This is a genomic window from Stenotrophomonas capsici, assembly GCF_034961085.1.
Taxonomy (GTDB): domain Bacteria; phylum Pseudomonadota; class Gammaproteobacteria; order Xanthomonadales; family Xanthomonadaceae; genus Stenotrophomonas; species Stenotrophomonas capsici.
In genome coordinates, this window is the sequence record NZ_JAYFUH010000249.1 from 768,964 (window position 1) to 784,954 (window position 15,991).

18 protein-coding genes, 4 tRNA genes and 1 other RNA gene are annotated in these 15,991 nt (G+C 65.9%); 14 read left to right on the plus strand and 9 right to left on the minus strand.

Annotation, left to right across the window (positions count from 1 at the left end; all coding sequences use genetic code 11):
* Positions 1 to 51: 51 nt before the first annotated feature.
* Positions 52 to 1,047, minus strand: a complete 996-nt coding sequence (locus tag VA603_RS16705) for a C13 family peptidase (RefSeq protein ID WP_323439501.1) — start codon at positions 1,045 to 1,047, stop codon at positions 52 to 54.
* 63 nt (positions 1,048 to 1,110) lie between these two features.
* Positions 1,111 to 1,506 carry a hypothetical protein gene (locus VA603_RS16710; protein WP_323439502.1) on the minus strand — a complete coding sequence of 132 codons (396 nt, stop codon included), beginning with the start codon at positions 1,504 to 1,506 and terminating at the stop codon, positions 1,111 to 1,113.
* A 205-nt stretch (positions 1,507 to 1,711) separates the two neighbouring features.
* Between VA603_RS16710 and VA603_RS16715 the strand changes: the two genes are divergently transcribed.
* The 5 genes from VA603_RS16715 (at position 1,712) to VA603_RS16735 (ending at position 2,646) form a co-directional block, all read left to right on the plus strand.
* Positions 1,712 to 1,787, plus strand: a tRNA-Ala gene (locus VA603_RS16715).
* Positions 1,788 to 1,841: 54 nt separating this feature from the next.
* A tRNA-Glu gene (locus tag VA603_RS16720) sits at positions 1,842 to 1,917 on the plus strand.
* Between the two features lie 139 nt (positions 1,918 to 2,056).
* Positions 2,057 to 2,132, plus strand: a tRNA-Ala gene (locus tag VA603_RS16725).
* Between the two features lie 50 nt (positions 2,133 to 2,182).
* Positions 2,183 to 2,258 (plus strand) — tRNA-Glu (locus VA603_RS16730).
* A 61-nt stretch (positions 2,259 to 2,319) separates the two neighbouring features.
* Positions 2,320 to 2,646 (plus strand): hypothetical protein, encoded by a 327-nt coding sequence (locus VA603_RS16735; RefSeq protein WP_323439503.1) that lies wholly within the window; start codon positions 2,320 to 2,322, stop codon positions 2,644 to 2,646.
* Positions 2,647 to 2,703: 57 nt separating this feature from the next.
* Here the strand turns inward: VA603_RS16735 and VA603_RS16740 are convergent, their stop codons facing one another.
* Positions 2,704 to 3,255 carry a hypothetical protein gene (locus VA603_RS16740; RefSeq protein WP_323439504.1) on the minus strand — a complete coding sequence of 184 codons (552 nt, stop codon included), beginning with the start codon at positions 3,253 to 3,255 and terminating at the stop codon, positions 2,704 to 2,706.
* A gap of 332 nt (positions 3,256 to 3,587) precedes the next feature.
* Positions 3,588 to 3,941: a transfer-messenger RNA gene (gene ssrA, locus VA603_RS16745) on the minus strand.
* Positions 3,942 to 4,141: 200 nt separating this feature from the next.
* Here ssrA and VA603_RS16750 point away from each other — a divergent pair.
* The gene (locus tag VA603_RS16750) at positions 4,142 to 4,747 is read left to right on the plus strand and encodes a hypothetical protein (RefSeq protein WP_323439505.1); all 606 of its coding nucleotides are present in this window, start codon (positions 4,142 to 4,144) and stop codon (positions 4,745 to 4,747) included.
* Here VA603_RS16750 and VA603_RS16755 read toward each other — a convergent pair.
* On the minus strand, positions 4,720 to 5,142 hold the full coding sequence (locus tag VA603_RS16755; protein WP_323439506.1) for a GNAT family N-acetyltransferase: 423 nt from the start codon (positions 5,140 to 5,142) through the stop codon (positions 4,720 to 4,722). The genes VA603_RS16750 and VA603_RS16755 overlap by 28 nt on opposite strands.
* Positions 5,142 to 5,645 carry an SsrA-binding protein SmpB gene (gene smpB / locus VA603_RS16760; protein ID WP_132864318.1) on the minus strand — a complete coding sequence of 168 codons (504 nt, stop codon included), beginning with the start codon at positions 5,643 to 5,645 and terminating at the stop codon, positions 5,142 to 5,144. Before smpB ends, VA603_RS16755 begins: the two co-directional genes overlap by 1 nt.
* 51 nt (positions 5,646 to 5,696) lie before the next feature.
* Here smpB and VA603_RS16765 point away from each other — a divergent pair, with 51 nt between their 5' ends.
* Positions 5,697 to 6,125 carry a type II toxin-antitoxin system RatA family toxin gene (locus VA603_RS16765; protein ID WP_313251122.1) on the plus strand — a complete coding sequence of 143 codons (429 nt, stop codon included), beginning with the start codon at positions 5,697 to 5,699 and terminating at the stop codon, positions 6,123 to 6,125.
* Positions 6,126 to 6,128: 3 nt separating this feature from the next.
* Positions 6,129 to 6,386: an RnfH family protein gene (locus VA603_RS16770; RefSeq protein ID WP_323439507.1), complete on the plus strand. Its 258-nt coding sequence runs from the start codon at positions 6,129 to 6,131 to the stop codon at positions 6,384 to 6,386.
* Between the two features lie 19 nt (positions 6,387 to 6,405).
* Here VA603_RS16770 and VA603_RS16775 read toward each other — a convergent pair whose 3' ends face one another.
* Positions 6,406 to 6,795 carry an outer membrane protein assembly factor BamE gene (locus tag VA603_RS16775; RefSeq protein ID WP_132864315.1) on the minus strand — a complete coding sequence of 130 codons (390 nt, stop codon included), beginning with the start codon at positions 6,793 to 6,795 and terminating at the stop codon, positions 6,406 to 6,408.
* A gap of 104 nt (positions 6,796 to 6,899) precedes the next feature.
* Between VA603_RS16775 and fur the strand changes: the two genes are divergently transcribed.
* Complete coding sequence (gene fur, locus VA603_RS16780; protein ID WP_165931239.1) at positions 6,900 to 7,307, plus strand: ferric iron uptake transcriptional regulator; 408 nt, start codon at positions 6,900 to 6,902, stop codon at positions 7,305 to 7,307.
* 145 nt (positions 7,308 to 7,452) lie between these two features.
* Here fur and recN read toward each other — a convergent pair whose 3' ends face one another.
* Positions 7,453 to 9,120, minus strand: coding sequence for a DNA repair protein RecN (gene recN / locus VA603_RS16785; RefSeq protein ID WP_323439508.1), 1,668 nt, complete (start codon positions 9,118 to 9,120; stop codon positions 7,453 to 7,455).
* A 182-nt stretch (positions 9,121 to 9,302) separates the two neighbouring features.
* On the opposite strand from recN, the gene grpE reads away from it, so the two are divergent.
* From grpE to VA603_RS16810, 5 genes are all read left to right on the plus strand, one after another.
* Positions 9,303 to 9,812 (plus strand): nucleotide exchange factor GrpE, encoded by a 510-nt coding sequence (gene grpE, locus VA603_RS16790; protein ID WP_132864312.1) that lies wholly within the window; start codon positions 9,303 to 9,305, stop codon positions 9,810 to 9,812.
* A gap of 139 nt (positions 9,813 to 9,951) precedes the next feature.
* Positions 9,952 to 11,874: a molecular chaperone DnaK gene (dnaK, locus tag VA603_RS16795; protein ID WP_132864311.1), complete on the plus strand. Its 1,923-nt coding sequence runs from the start codon at positions 9,952 to 9,954 to the stop codon at positions 11,872 to 11,874.
* A 130-nt stretch (positions 11,875 to 12,004) separates the two neighbouring features.
* On the plus strand, positions 12,005 to 13,129 hold the full coding sequence (gene dnaJ / locus VA603_RS16800; RefSeq protein WP_132864310.1) for a molecular chaperone DnaJ: 1,125 nt from the start codon (positions 12,005 to 12,007) through the stop codon (positions 13,127 to 13,129).
* Positions 13,130 to 13,338: 209 nt separating this feature from the next.
* Entirely contained in the window at positions 13,339 to 14,247 is a 909-nt protein-coding gene (pdxY, locus tag VA603_RS16805) for a pyridoxal kinase (RefSeq protein WP_132864309.1), read from the plus strand.
* Between the two features lie 8 nt (positions 14,248 to 14,255).
* Positions 14,256 to 15,371 carry a prephenate dehydrogenase gene (locus VA603_RS16810; protein WP_323439646.1) on the plus strand — a complete coding sequence of 372 codons (1,116 nt, stop codon included), beginning with the start codon at positions 14,256 to 14,258 and terminating at the stop codon, positions 15,369 to 15,371.
* Between the two features lie 343 nt (positions 15,372 to 15,714).
* On the opposite strand, the gene VA603_RS16815 is transcribed toward VA603_RS16810, so the two are convergent.
* Positions 15,715 to 15,915 carry a hypothetical protein gene (locus VA603_RS16815; protein WP_323439509.1) on the minus strand — a complete coding sequence of 67 codons (201 nt, stop codon included), beginning with the start codon at positions 15,913 to 15,915 and terminating at the stop codon, positions 15,715 to 15,717.
* Positions 15,916 to 15,991: the final 76 nt, after the last annotated feature.

Genomic DNA, 15,991 nt, shown 5'->3' on the forward strand with positions numbered 1-15,991 from the left:
GCCAAACCCCTGCATGCCGCGGCCCTGTGCATCTGGATGCCCGCCGGCCGCCTACAAACCCTTCTTGTTGGCGCGGCCGTCAGCCGGTGCCTTGGTGCGCAGCGCGCCCGTCGGTGACCGCGGCACATGCACGTACGGGTAGGGCACGGCGGCCGTCTCTGGCAGGCCCAGCCGCCATTTGCCGAGCACGCTGCTGACGCGCTTGCCGGCATCGAACTGGGGTTCGGATGGCAACTCGCCTTCTTCCTTTTCACGCTCGCGCACGGTGGCGCTGGCACGCGAGAAGGCGTCGGCGAAATCGCTGGTGGCGTTCATCGCTTCCACCAGGAAGGCACGCCCAAACCAGGTGGCACTGTCGGTGTTGCCGCAGCCGAAGGAGGGACGGTCGTGGCGCGCCGCGGTGATGATCATCCGGTTGGGGGCTTTCAGGGCGGGGATGAAGCCGCCGGAGTAGCAGGCGGAGACCACGATCACCGCGTTTCCGATCCCCGCTTCGTTCAATGATTCGGCCAGGTCCCCGGGCGTGAGGTAGTCCTCCTGGCCCGGTCCGGTATGCAGGTAGAAGCTGCTGTCGTCCAGGCCATGGCTGCTCAGGTAGACCAGCAGTACGTCCTCCTTGGGGTCCAGTCGCTGGCCGAGCGCATCAAGCGCGTAGCCAATGCTCTGGTAGGTCGCCAGCGGTTGTGCCTGCGCCCCGGCGCGCGTATCGGGGTGATTGACCAGGCTGAGCATGCGGCCTTCGGCGTCCCAGCGTTGTGCCGACAGTTGGCGCAGGTAAAGCACTTCGTTGCGGAAGACGTCTTCATCGACATCCCCGGCCACGCCCAGCACGTACAGGTCGGTGACGCCCGGTCGCTGCGCGGCCAAGGCATTGATCTGGCCGTCCAGCAATGCCTTCTGTGCGCGCCCGAACGCGGGCGTGGTGGGTTGCCAGCCCGGGGCTTCCGGTGTGCGCGCCAGCGCAGGCCAGATGCCGAACAGCAGGACAGCGGACAAGGCCAGAGGACGCAGGCGCGACAGCAGGCAGCGGAGCGGGGATCGGGCCATGGCCACAGGTCGCGGAGGAGTTGCCTGGATTCTATCGACTCCGTGCCCTTCAGCGTCCAGCCCCTACCAGCAGGCGGCATGGACCTGGTTGTCCCAATGGCTTGAGAGCGCGAAGTCCCGTTTCAGCCCGGCCTTGGCATAGGCCTGGCTGCGACCGCGCCGCGCCAGCTCACAGGCACCTGCCGCGGGTGTGGGTGGTCGGCCGGAACGCCGTGTCCGCTGTGCCGGAACGGCATTGGCGCGCTTGAGTTCACGCTCGATGGCCTGCAGGCGCGCCTGCGCGTGCCGGTCGAACGGTTCGGGTGCCGCCGTCCATTGCTTCAACGGCGGGCCGTCGCAGGGCAGGGACTGATAGGTGATCCCATCGTCGGTGCGGCACTTGAACACCTGTTGTGCATGGGCCGGTCCGCAGCCCAGGTTGATGAAGATGAAAGCCAGCACGATGACCACGACCGGCATGCGATGCTCCTCGCAGGGATGGAGCCGATACGTTGCCGCGTGCTTCCTGCCGGGGCAGCCGGGAAGCCCATCCCATGTGCGTAGGAGTTCAGCCAGTTGCCCCTGGGCGCGATGACCTGTTCGCTGGCGAGATGTGAAGAAATTTTTTCACAAATGTCTTGCGGGCCTAAAAAAGCCGGGCTATTATTTCTTTCTCGGCGACGTCGGGGCCATAGCTCAGCTGGGAGAGCGCCTGCATGGCATGCAGGAGGTCAGCGGTTCGATCCCGCTTGGCTCCACCAAATCCGGACATTAGGCCGTTCGGATCGTCGAAAACAACTTGATGAGTATAACGCGTCCCCATCGTCTAGAGGCCTAGGACATCACCCTTTCACGGTGGCGACCGGGGTTCGAATCCCCGTGGGGACGCCATTCATCACTGTAGTACGGTCCCGGTCATGTGTCGGGATCCTGTTGAAAAGGTCATCCTCCCAGGGTGGTCCGAAAGGAAAAAAAGAGTTTCCTTTCCAACAGAAAGTCTGCCATAATAGCGGGCTCGCGGTAACAACGTGGGGCTATAGCTCAGCTGGGAGAGCGCCTGCATGGCATGCAGGAGGTCAGCGGTTCGATCCCGCTTAGCTCCACCAATTCGGACATTAGGCCGTCCGGATAGACAACTCGAATTTGAAGAATACGCGTCCCCATCGTCTAGAGGCCTAGGACATCACCCTTTCACGGTGGCGACCGGGGTTCGAATCCCCGTGGGGACGCCATTTCCAAAAAAGCTCCGGGAAACCGGGGCTTTTTCTTTGCCTGGAATTTGGCGCCGGGGGCATGCTGGGTTCGCTGGATTCCAGTTGCGGTTTGTATCAACAGTTCCTTGCCGCGGATGCGCCTGCAGATGCCGGGAGGGCACTGTTGCCGGTGATGGCGAATGCTCGGGCCGAAGGATGGCATTGCCAATGCATGCAGGACGCTTCCCGCCAGGCCTCCAAAGATCGAAGGCTTGGGGAAGAAGTGTCTGACGAGCCGGGCATCCTGTTGATGATCGGATGGCTCGATTCCAACCGGGGTGCTCAGATCAGCGCATGTCGTTCATGGCACGAGGCGGCGCATCGACGGCAGTCCCTTCCCTTGGTCGATCGAGCCGAAGCGCGTTGATCGGCAGGGGGTATTGGAGCGCTGCGACATACATGGGCGCGGCGACGCACGTGGAAGTTAGTTGAGAAGGCAGAAGGGCCCATTCGCCTTCAGGTACAGCCTTTCGCTTCTTGCAGTTTCATGCATCTGTTTCCCGATCCTGAAGCCTGGGATTGGATGGCCCGCGGTGGTATGCACTTTTGCCGGTAGGGTCACTTGCTTGAACGTTTTCCAGATCGTGTTGAGCAACGCCGTGAGGGGCGCATCATCCCCGTCCAGCGTGTTCCACCGAATCGCCATGCGTCCATAGTTGACTACATCAATCTCAGGGTCGTAGGCATGCCCTGTCGCATCCTTCATGTCCGTCATATGCATGCGGTAGGAGCGGAGGAATTGCAGTTCCGACCGGCCCAAGGCTGCAAATGCCTGACTGACGATTGCACTTGCCTCGCAATCGAGCGCAGCCTGGAGCGTGTCGAAGTGGTGAATCAGAAGACGGTCAGCGCCCGTATGCGAGCAGCGCCAACGCATATCCGGGAGCGCCTCATGCAGTGCATCGCTGAACTCGGCGACATCCTCGCGGGACAGCCAAAAGTAAAGCAGCTTCGTCTTCTGTCCTTTTTCCGGCATGGGAAGCACATCTCCAGGTTTGGAAGGCCTCGAAGGCAGGGGGTCTTCCTTTTGCAAGGATTGATCGTAGGTTCCTCGATGCCATCGGGCAATTCCCAGGTGGTGGCCGTCAGAAGGCTCTTTGAGCTTGCGCGGTGAGATTGGCCTTGCGGAGGGCCATGTCGGTCAGTTGGGGGTATCTGGATGGTCGATGGGGGGAGATGCCCCCAAATGTGCCCGCGGTCTCACGGCTTGCAATGGAAGCGGATGCACGGAGGCGGAAACAAAAAAGGCCGGAATCCCTTGATTTCTCGGGGATTCCGGCCTGCTTCGGGCCTTGTCGGCCACTGCATTGGTGGAGGTGGGCGGAATTGAACCGCCGTCCGAAGGCACTCCATCCCTGGCACTACATGCTTAGTTCACCGTTGGGTCTCGTCCTGTGGCAGCACGGTGAGCGAAGCGCACCCAAGGACCAGCCTGTTTTGGTTAAGCCGTGACTGACAGGCAGCCGTCACAGCCGGTTCCGTGATAATGACCCTACATCCACGAGCACGGGCACAAGTGGGTTCGGGGCTTACGCCTTAAGCGGCGAGAGCGTAGTTGTCGTCGTTGGCAACTAGAGTTTTGCAGCTGGATTTACGAGGAAAGCTACCCCCTCGGCATGCGCCAAGCGACTTCATAACCCCCGTCGAAACCAGTGCACCCCCGGTTAGACGTTGAGCGATGAGGGTTGCGGCTACCTGAGCGACCAAGTGGACCGAAACCTCGCTGACGGTGTGGATGCTACGGCAAATAAGCTGAATCGTCACGTGCCGGCATCCGTCTGGCGTGAGTTAACGCCCCGCCGACCTTTCTGCGACAGGCGCCCGTCAACGATGTGTCGGTTGAAGTCGGGTGGAGACTGTTGGTGCAACAGCAGCAGGCGCGCAGTTTGAAGGGGCTCGCGGCAGGCGTGGGGCGGGATTTCCTGCGGCGTGCCTTGCCGGCTCTGCCTGCCTATGTGTTGCTGCTGTTGTTGACGACGGCGGCGCTGTGGGGTGACTCGGGCTGGCAGCTCGGTGCGGCCGTGGCCACGTTGCTGGTCAGCGCGGGCATGGTCGGGGCCATGGCGCGGCGGCGGTATCGCTGGGCGGGCTGGCAGGTGGCCGCAGCCTTGTTGCTGCTGGCGTTGCGGCCGGCATGGTCGGGTCTTGAGCCGACGGTGGTGGATCGCCTGGTCACGCTGGTGGCAGTGGTGGCGGTACTGCAGGTGGCATGGAGTTCGTTGCGCCTGTTCGGCTTCTCGCAGCGCTTGCAGCGGGTGGCCGACGCGATCCCGGAGGAGCGCGTGCTGGAGCTGTTGCCGCCGGAAGCGGCGGACAGGGTCCGGGCATGGCTGGCAGGAGACGCCGCCGCTGAGACTGAAATCAAGGTGGTCGTGCGCCTGGCACTGCTGTGCGTTGCGCTCCAGGAGGCCGGTACCCGTGGTGAGCTGCGCCGGTGGGCTTACGCGAGCAGGGATTTGCGCAGGTAGATCCGCTGATGGCCCGGCGGGTAGTCAGCGAGCCGGGCAAGCACGTCGTAGCCGTGGCGGGTGTAGAAGCCCTCGGCTTGCCAGTCGAAGGTGTCCAGCAGGGCGGCGTGGGCGCCGTGCTGGCGTGCGGTCTGTTCGGCCTCGGCCAGCAACGCACTGGCCACCCCGCGCCCGCGGTGGGCGGGGTCAACCCACAGGACATGAACCGTGAGCCAGCCAGCGCAGATGTCGGCGAGCAGGCCGGCGTAGAGGGTGCCGTCGTGATCGTGGCAGGCCAGGCGGACGGGGAGGTCTTCCAGTGGATCGCCACAGGCCTGCTGGTTGAAGGCCTGCAGGCGCTGGCAAAGCTGCTCGCTGTCGTGCACGCTGGCCGGCCGTGGCGCGCAGGGGGACATCAGGCGTTGCGGTTGTGGGCGCGCATGGCGCGCTGCTTCTCGCGGGCCCAGTCGCGTTCCTTGGCGGTGTCGCGCTTGTCGTGGTTCTGCTTGCCCTTGGCCAGCGCGATCTCGAGCTTGATCTTGTTCTTGCTCCAGTACATCGCGGTGGGGACCAGGGTGTAGCCGTCGCGTTCGACGCGGCCGATCAGCTTGTCGATCTCACGGCGGTGCAGCAGCAGCTTCCGCTGGCGGCGGTCCTCGGGGATGGTGTGGGTCGAGGCCTGGATCAGCGGGGTGATCTGGGCGCCGATCAGGAAGATCTCGCCGTCCTTCACATAGGCGTAGGCGTCGGTCATGTTGCCGCGGCCGGCGCGGATGGCCTTGATTTCCCAGCCCTGCAGGACCAGGCCGGCCTCGAAACGTTCTTCCAGGTGGTATTCGTGACGGGCACGCTTGTTCAACGCGATGGTTTTGTCGGCCGTCGCGTTCTTTGCTTTATCCTTGCCGGTGTTCTTGCTCATTTACGTATTGTCTCCGATTCGGAGGCATTCCGGATATCCATCGTATTCCCCATGCCTACCATCCGCCGAAGCGCCCTGGTCGAACACTCCGCCGAGCGCATGTTTGATCTGGTCAATGACGTCTCCGCCTATCCGCGCCGGTTCCGCTGGTGCGACAAGGCCGAGATCCTGGAGCAGGGCGGGGACCGGCTGGTGGCGCGGCTGGACCTTGGGCTGGGCTCGTTCCGCACCTGGTTCATGACCGAAAACGCGCTGGTGCGCCCGCGCAGCATCGACATGCAGCTGCGCGACGGGCCGTTCAAGCGCCTGCATGGGCGCTGGGACTTCCAGCCGCTGGCCGCCGATGCCTGCAAGGTCAGCCTGGAGCTGGAGTTCGAGCCGACCTCGCGGCTGCTGGGGCCGGCGCTGGCGCTGGGTTTCCAGGGGCTGGCCGACCGCATGGTCAACGACTTCGTGCGCGTCGCCGACCAGGAGGAATGAGGCATGCGGGTGGAGGTGGTGCTGGCCTGGCCGGAACGTTACCTGCAGCGGACGCTGGCGCTGCCCGAGGGCTGCACCGTCGCCGAGGCGGTGGACGAGGCCGGGCTGGATACCGCCGGCGTCACGGCGGCGTTGGCCGTGCATGGCGTGCTGGCGCGCCCGCAGCAGTTGCTGCACGAGGGGGACCGCATCGAGCTGCTGCGCCCGCTGTTGGCCGACCCCAAAGAAAATCGCCGCCGGCGGGCGCGCGGCGGCGATTGATCCCAAGCGGCGCTGGCGATCAGCGGCCCTTCTTCTTGTCCTTGGCCAGGTTGCGGCCGAACTGGCGCACGCTCTTGCGGGCAAGCTCGGCATCCTGGTTCGGGAAGTAGTCGCCTTCCCAGCGGGTGACCATGTCGTTCTCGAAGAACACCGTGAAGTTCTTGGTCTCGGTGGTGCCGAGGCGGTTCACGCGCTGGCTGGCGGTGTAATCCCAACGCTGGGCGTGGAACGGGTCGGCGATGGACGGGGTGCCCAGCAGCGCGTTGACCTGCTGCTTGCTCTGGCCGACCTGCAGCTGCGAGACGGCCTGTTCACGGATCAGGTTGCCCTGGTAGATGGGCTGCTTGTAGATGATGCCGCAGCCGGTGGTGGACAGGGCGACTACAGCAATCAACAGAAGGTTGCGCATTGGGTAGGGCGATTGGGGATATCAGGGCGATGATACACTCCCCGGCACCCAGCGCGATCTGACCGGAGGCAACTGGCGCTAAACCGCCAATGAACACGATGGCCATGGAATCCAACGACCTGCGCAAAGTCGGTCTGAAGGTGACGCATCCGCGGATGCGCATCCTCGCCCTGCTCGAGCAGAACACCCCCCATCACCACCTGACCGCCGAAGACATCTATCGGCAGTTGCTCGATTGCGGCGACGAAATCGGCCTGGCCACGGTTTACCGTGTCCTGACCCAGTTCGAAGCGGCCGGGCTGGTGCTCAAGCACAACTTCGAGGGCGGCCAGGCGGTTTATGAGCTGGACCGCGGCGGCCACCACGACCATATGGTGGACGTGGACACCGGCAAGATCATCGAGTTCGAAAGCCACGAGATCGAGCAGCTGCAGCGCAAGATCGCGGCTGATCATGGCTACGAGCTGGAAGAGCATTCGCTGGTGCTGTACGTGCGCAAGAAGCGTCGCTGAACGCCCGCGCCAGCGGTGGCCCGCCACGGGTCACCGGCCAGCAGGATGAAATGCACAACGCCGGCCCTTGGGCCGGCGTTGTTGTTTGGGGCCGGTCCCGCGTCCATGGGGGAACAGGCCGGGGACACCTTGGTCCTCGACCGGCTCAGGCCTCGGTGAGCAGCCTGCGGGCGGCGGCGCGGGCTTCCTTGCTGACCTCGGCCCCGCCGAGCATGCGCGCCAGCTCTTCCTCGCGGCCCTTGGCGTCGAGCAGTTCCACCGCGCTCTGGGTCATGCCGTCGACCGGGGCCTTGCTGACGCGGTAGTGGGCATGGCCCTTGGAGGCGACCTGCGGCAGGTGGGTCACGCACAGCACCTGGCGGCGTTCGCCCAAGGCGCGCAGCTTCTTGCCGACGATGTCGGCCACCGCGCCACCGATGCCCGAGTCCACTTCGTCGAAGACCATGGTGGGGACGGCATCCAGGCCCAGCGCGGCGACCTCGATGGCCAGCGAGATGCGCGAGAGCTCGCCACCGGAGGCGACCTTGCGCAGGGCACGCGGTGGCTGGCCGGCGTTGGCGGCGACCAGGAACTCGACCCGCTCGGCGCCGTTCGGGTCCGGGCGGGCGGCAGGCTGCGGTTCCAGTTCGATCAGGAACTGGCCGCCGCCCATGCCCAGCTCGCCGATCAGGGTGGTGGTGGTGTCAGACAGTGCCTTGGCCGCGTTGCTGCGGCTGGCGGTGAGGATGGCCGCTTCGGCCTGCCAGCGGGCAGCGGCCTTGTCGATCTCGCCCGCCAGGCGGGCCAGGCGTTCGTCGGCGCCACGCAACTGTTCCAGCTCGGCCTCGATGCGCTGCTGGGTGGCCAGCAGCTCCTCCATCGGTACCCGGTGCTTGCGCGCCAGGTCGTGCAGGCGGCCGAGCCGGCGTTCGATTTCCTCGAAGGCATCCGGGTCGCTGTCCAGGTCGTCCTGGACGCGGTCGAGCTGGGCCAGCGCCTCGTGCAGTTGGATGCCGGCCGTGTCGAGCATGCCATCGACCTCGCCCAGGCGCGGTTCGTGCTGGCTGACCCGGCCCAGTTCATGGCGGACCTGCTGCAGCAGTGAAAGCAGGGACGGGGCATCGTCGTCCCCGTTGAGGATGCCGCCGGCACGTTGGCAGGCTTCGATCAGGGCGGTGGAATGGGCCTGGCGACGGTGGCTGGCGCCCAGCGCGGTGATCGCCGCCGGTTCCAGATCTTCGCGCTGCAGTTCACCGAGCTGGTGCTCCAGGAAGCCGATGCGGTCGGAGACGTCGCCCTGCTGGGAGAGGGCGTCGCGCTCATCGAGCAGGGCCTGCCAGGTGCCGGTGGCGGCACGCACGGCGGCGCGCTCGGTGTCGTTGCGGGCATAGGCATCGAGCAGGGCCAGTTGGCTGGGCCTCGACAGCAATGCCTGCTGGTCGTGCTGGCCATGGATCTCGACCAGAAAGCCGGCCAGTTCGGTCAGCTGCGAAACCGGGACCGGGCGGCCATTGATGAAGGCCCGCGAGCCGCCGTCGGCGCGGATCACGCGGCGCAGTTGGCACTGCTCCTCGTCGTCCAGTTCGTTGTCCAGCAGCCACTGCCGGGCCGGGCTGTCGGCCTCCAGGCTGAATTCGGCCGAAAGCTCGGCCCGGCTGGCGCCGTGGCGGACCACGCCGGAGTCGGCGCGCAGCCCGGACAGGAAGCCCAGGGCGTCCACCATCAACGACTTGCCGGCGCCGGTTTCGCCGGAAACCACGGTCATGCCAGGTCCGAATTCGAGCTCGGTGGCGCGGGCAACGGCGAAATCCTTGATTGAAAGATGTCTGAGCATGGTGGGCAGATGAGTAGGCCGCGCAAAGCTAGCACGCACGCCGGACAGGTCAATGCATGCAGGGGCGCCGGGGCAGGGTAGGCGCCCGGCGTCTCAAAGGATGAGTCCAAGCCTTGAAACGGCAGGCATTGCCCACATACGAGGCCGGGTAGGCGGGCAGAACCTCCGCCAGGGAACCGGAAATGAACCAAGACCACCCCGAAACCGATCATCAGAACGACGCCGTCGCCGACCAGCACGAAGCCCAGGTCCAGGCGCTGCTTGGCGAGCTGGAGCAGGTCAAGGCCGACGCGCTGCGCGAGCGTGCCGACCTGGAGAACCAGCGCAAGCGCGTGGCCCGCGACATCGAACAGGCGCGCAAGTTCGCCAACGAGAAGCTGCTGGGCGAGCTGCTGCCGGTCTTTGACAGCCTGGACGCCGGCCTGGCCGCCGCCGGCACCGAACCGAGCCCGCTGCGCGAGGGGCTGGAGCTGACCTACAAGCAGTTGCTCAAGGTGGCCGCCGACAACGGGCTGACCCTGCTGAACCCGGCCGGGGAGGCCTTCAACCCGGAACACCACCAGGCCATCAGCCAGGTCGACGCGCCGGCTGGCGTGGCGCCGGGCGCCGTGGTGACCGTGTTCCAGAAGGGCTACCTGCTCAACGAGCGCCTGCTGCGGCCGGCGCTGGTGGTGGTGGCCAAGGCCGACTGACCGGCCGGCAGGCCCCTGGTTGAACGGGGCCGGCCAGCAGCAAACAGTGTTCCGGGGATGACTTGAATGTCATCGGGTCGTCCCCCACATCCCATTCATCCCCGGCAGCGGCCGGCACACGAATTCTCAGGAGTCCCCCATGGGCAAGATCATTGGTATCGACCTCGGCACCACCAACTCGTGCGTGGCGATCATGGACGGCGGCAAGGCCCGCGTCATCGAAAACTCGGAAGGCGACCGCACCACGCCCTCCATCGTCGCCTACACCAAGGACGGCGAAGTGCTGGTGGGTGCCTCGGCCAAGCGCCAGGCCGTCACCAACCCGAAGAACACCTTCTACGCGGTGAAGCGCCTGATCGGCCGCAAGTTCACCGACGCCGAAGTGCAGAAGGACATCGCGCACGTCCCGTACACCATCCTGGCCCACGACAATGGCGACGCCTGGGTGCAGACCAGCGACGCCAAGAAGATGGCGCCGCAGGAAATCTCCGCCCGCGTGCTGGAGAAGATGCGCAAGACCGCCGAGGATTTCCTGGGCGAGAAGGTCACCGAAGCGGTGATCACCGTGCCGGCGTACTTCAACGACAGCCAGCGCCAGGCAACCAAGGACGCCGGCCGCATCGCCGGCCTGGACGTCAAGCGCATCATCAACGAGCCGACCGCGGCCGCGCTGGCCTACGGCCTGGACAAGGGTGACAACAAGGACCGCAAGATCGTCGTCTACGACCTGGGCGGCGGCACCTTCGACGTGTCGATCATCGAGATCGCCAACGTCGACGGCGAGAAGCAGTTCGAGGTGCTGGCCACCAACGGCGACACCTTCCTGGGCGGCGAAGACTTCGACAACCGCGTCATCGAGTACCTGGTGGAAGAGTTCCAGAAGGACCAGGGCATCGACCTGCGCAAGGATCCGCTGGCCCTGCAGCGCCTGAAGGACGCCGCCGAGCGCGCCAAGATCGAGCTGTCCAGCGCCCAGCAGACCGAAGTGAACCTGCCGTACGTCACCGCTGACGCGTCGGGCCCGAAGCACCTGAACATCAAGTTGACCCGTGCCAAGCTCGAAGCGCTGGTGGAAGACCTGATCAAGAAGTCGATCGAGCCGTGCCGCACCGCGTTGAACGATGCCGGCCTGCGTTCGAGCGACATCAGCGAAGTGATCCTGGTCGGTGGCCAGACCCGCATGCCGAAGGTGCAGCAGGCCGTCACCGAGTTCTTCGGCAAGGAGCCGCGCAAGGACGTCAACCCGGACGAAGCCGTGGCACTGGGTGCCGCGATCCAGGGCGGCGTGCTGGGCGGCGACGTCAAGGACGTGCTGCTGCTGGACGTGACCCCGCTGTCGCTGGGCATCGAGACCCTGGGTGGCGTGTTCACCAAGATCATCGAGAAGAACACCACCATCCCGACCAAGGCCTCGCAGACCTTCTCCACCGCCGAGGACAACCAGTCGGCCGTGACCGTGCACGTGCTGCAGGGTGAGCGCGAGCAGGCCCGCTTCAACAAGTCGCTGGCCAAGTTCGACCTGTCCGGCATCGAGCCGGCCCCGCGCGGCATGCCGCAGGTGGAAGTGTCCTTCGACATCGACGCCAACGGCATCCTGCACGTGTCGGCCAAGGACAAGAAGACCAACAAGGAACAGAAGGTCGAGATCAAGGCCGGTTCGGGCCTGTCGGAAGACGAAATCAACCGCATGGTTGCCGACGCCGAAGCCAACCGCGAGGAAGACAAGAAGTTCCAGGAACTGGTCCAGGCCCGCAACCAGGCCGACGGCCTGATCCACGCCACCCGCACCGCCATCACCGAACATGGCAGCAAGGTCGGTGGCGATGTGATCGGCAAGGTCGAGGCCGCGCTGGCCGACCTGGAGACGGCGATGAAGGGCGACGACAAGGCCCAGATCGAAGCCAAGTCCAAGGCGCTGGAAGAAGCCGGCCAGTCGCTGTACGCCGCCGCTTCGGCCGGCGAGCAGGCCGGTCCGGCACCGGGTGCCGGCGCCGCCGGCCCGTCCAACGACGATGTGGTGGACGCCGAGTTCACCGAAGTCAAGGACGACAAGAAGTCCTGATGTACCGCTGGCCCTTCCCCGCGTGGGAAGGGCCGGGACCAGGGTCCGGGTTTGCGCAGGCGGCCCCGGACCCTTGTCTTGTCGATGAACCGCCACCTTGCCCTCCCCGGAGGGGGAGGGAGAGAAGAGCATGAGCAAGCGCGATTACTACGAAGTACTGGGCGTGGCCCGCAACGCCAGCGACGAGGAACTGAAGAAGTCCTACCGTCGCTGCGCGATGAAGTTCCACCCGGACCGCAACCCCGGTGACGCGGCGGCCGAGGCCTCCTTCAAGGAGTGCAAGGAAGCCTATGAAGTGCTGTCCGACGGCAACAAGCGGCGCATGTACGACGCCCACGGCCACGCCGCGTTCGAGCACGGCATGGGCGGTGGCGGCGGTGCCGGCGGCCCGGACATGAACGACATCTTCGGGGACATCTTCGGCAACATCTTCGGTGGCGGCGGTGGCCCGCGCCAGCCGCGTCGCGGTGCCGACATCGGCTACGTGATGGAGCTGGACCTGGAGGAAGCGGTGGCCGGCGTGGAGCGCCGCATCGAGATCCCGACCCTGGCCGAGTGCGGTGACTGCGATGGCAGCGGCTCGGAAGACGGCAAGGTGGAAACCTGCAACGTCTGCGGTGGTCGCGGCCAGGTCCGCGTGCAGCGCGGCATCTTCGCCATGCAGCAGGCCTGCCACAACTGCGGCGGCCGCGGCCAGATCATCGCCAAGCCGTGCAAGACCTGCCACGGCAACGGCCGTGTCGAGGAAGACAAGGTGTTGTCGGTGAAGGTGCCCGCGGGCGTGGACACCGGCGACCGCATCCGCCTGCAGGGCGAGGGCGAGGCCGGTCCGCCGGGCACCCCGCCGGGCGACCTGTACGTGGAAGTGCGCGTGCGCGACCACGCCATCTTTACCCGCGACGGCGACGACCTGCACTGCGAAGTGCCGATCCGCATCTCGCAGGCGGCGCTGGGCGATACCGTGCGCGTGGCCACGCTGGGTGGCGAGGCGGAGATCCGCATCCCGTCCGAGACCCAGACCGGCAAGCTGTTCCGTTTGCGCGGCAAGGGCGTCAAGTCGGTGCGCAGCCGCACCGAGGGCGATCTGTACTGCCGCATCGTGGTCGAGACGCCGGTGAACCTGACCAACGAGCAACGCAAGCTGCTGGAGCAGTTCGAGGCCACCTTCGTCGGCGAGGAAGCACGCAAGCACTCGCCGAAATCGGCCACCTTCATGGATGGCGTGAAGGGCTTCTGGGAACGCATGAAGTCCTGAGGCGACAGCGCGGCGCCACGCCTCGCTGGACATTCCCGGCGGAGCCGCCGCCGGACAGGGCCCGGTGCTACGGCGGGGCATTCGTCTTTATGCTGGATTCGACGCGAAAGCCGCAGCTTGCTGCGGCTTTCCGCGTTTCGGGCGGTTGCGTTGGTTGCGCACGCAAGCGTCCTGGGCCGCGCGGTGGCAGGCGGACGTAGAATGTTGCAATGAACAATCCCGACCACAGCCACCTCGTGCATGGTCGCCGGCAGCGCCCTGATGGGCCGTCGCCGGTGGACGTGATTTCCGTTCAATCCCAACTGGTCTACGGCCATGCCGGCAACAGTGCGGCGGTGCCGCCGTTGCGCGCGCTGGGCCTGCGCGTGGCGGAGATCCCGACCACGCTGCTCAGCAATGCGCCGTTCTATTCGACCCTGCGCGGCCGGGTGCTGCCGTCGGACTGGTTCGCCGAGCTGCTGCAGGGCACGAGCGAGCGCGGCTTGCCGCAGCGGGCGAAGATGCTGGTCTCCGGTTACTTCGGTAGCGTCGACAACGGCGCGGCCTTCGCCGATTGGCTCGACGAAGTGCTGCCACAGTCGCCCAACCTGCGTTACTGCCTGGACCCGGTGATCGGCGACACCCATACCGGCCCCTACGTGGAGCCGGGATTGGAACGCGTGTTCGCCGAGCGGCTGTTGCCGCATGCCTGGCTGGTGACGCCCAATGCCTTCGAGCTGGGACGCCTGACCGGCATGCCGGCGCTGGAGCAGGACGATGCCATCGCCGCCTCGCGCAAGCTGCTTGAGCGCGGGCCGGAATGGGTGATCGCGCATTCGGTGTCCGGCGATCCGGGCGAGCTGGTGACGCTGGCCATCGGCCGCGATGAAGTGTGGCGCTGGACCTCGCCGCACCTGCCGGTGGACGTGGCCGGCACCGGTGACGTGCTGATGTCGCTGCTGGTGGCCTTCCTGATCAAGGGTCATGCCTTCGAGGACGCCGTCGGGCGTGCGATCGCCGGCGTGCACGCCGCGCTGGAAGCCACCTTGGCCGAGGGCGTGGAGGAGTTCGACGTGCTGGCCGCGGCGCCGGCCGCGCTGGGCACGCCGTACCGCTTCCGCGCCGAGCGCCTGGCGTGACGCAGGACGTGACGGCGATGCCGGTGATCGGCATCGTCGGGAGTGGTGGCGCCTATGGTCGTTGGCTGCGCACGTTCTTCCAGACCCGGATGGGCCTGGAAGTCATCGGGCACGATCCGGTGGATGCCTCGTCGCAGACGCCGGAGCAGTTGCTGGAACGCGCCGACGTGCTGCTGTTCTCCGCGCCGATCCGGCAGACCCCGGCGCTGATCCGCCAGTACGTGCAGCAATCGGCCGGACGCGAACGTGGCCGGCTTTGGCTGGACGTCACCTCGATCAAGGCCGGGCCGGTCGAGGCGATGCTGGAGTCGCAGGCCTCGGTGGCCGGGCTGCATCCGATGACGGCACCCCCCAAGGCACCCACCCTGAAGGGCAGGGTGATGGTGGTCTGCGAGGCGCGGCTGGATGCACGCTGGCAGGCCTGGCTGGATGCGCTGTGCATGGCGCTGCAGGCCGAATGCGTACGTGGCACGGCCGAACACCATGACCGGGTAATGGCGCTGGTGCAGGCGATGGTGCATGCCACCCACCTGGCGCAGGCCGGCGTGCTGCGCGAGTACGCGCCGATGCTGGGCTCGTTGCAGGAATTGATGCCTTACCGTTCGGCTGCGTTCGAGCTGGATGCGACGGTGATCTCGCGGATCCTGTCGTTGAACCCGGCGATCTATGAAGACATCCAGTTCGGCAACCCGCATGCCGGCGAGGTGCTGGATCACCTGCTGCAGCAGCTGCAGCAGCTGCGCGGCCTGCTGGCCGAAGGCAGCGAACAGGCGCGTGCCGCGTTCCGGAAGCAGTTCCTGGACGTCAACCGCGAAGCGGTCGGCGAGCAGACGTTGCGTGATGGCAACTACAGCTTCGAACGGCTCGGCTACCTGCTGGCGGACCTGACCGACCAGCGGGCAATGAGCGTGCACCTGCCGGAGGATCGCGCCGGTTCATTGCGCGAACTGCTGCACGTGTTCGAGCGGCACGGGATCAGCCTGGCCTCGATCCACTCCTCGCGTACGCCGGCAGGCGAGGTGCACTTCCGGATGGGGTTCGTGCAGACCTATGCGCCCGAGGTGCTGGCCGCGGCGTCGGCGGAGATCGACAGCAGCGGCATTGGCCGTGTGCTGGGACGCTAGGCGGACGAGGATGCCTGGGCGGGGATGCCATCCCCGCGCCGGGTCCTGCATGGATGTCGAAGCGTTGTTCCTCTCCGACCGTCCCATCGATTGGCGCCAAGGGGTGAGGGCGTGCCTGGGACGGAGGGGTTTGCGTACGTCAAGCACTCCCTGCTTCGTGGCCGAGGCGGCTCCTGCAGTGGTCGCAGGCGGTGAGACGGTTCTGTACTAATCCACAGGGGGTGTGGATGAAATGTTCACAACCATGTGGATAATCGCCGGCAGCCCTTGGGGCACAAGGCTGTCAAGACAGTTGCCTAAATATTGACCAGTTCAAGGCGATATCGGCAAAGCGCATTCAGGCTCAGGCGCGATACGACTGGTTCAAGGACAGTCGGACCTCGCCGTCGGAGGTGAAAAGGCGGCTGCCCTCGCGTATCAGCGGGCGCCCGTCGGACAGCTCGTAGCGGATGGAATGCGCCGCGCCGCCGTCTTCGTCCTTGAACTCGATCACGACCCAGCTTTCGCCATCTTCACTGGTGGCAGGGAACTGTCGGAACGCCATGGCTCGCCTCCTGTCCGCACGATGCGGTGCGCGTGCACTGAAGGGGCAGCTTGCCCCTTGCAGCGTTATGCAGGCG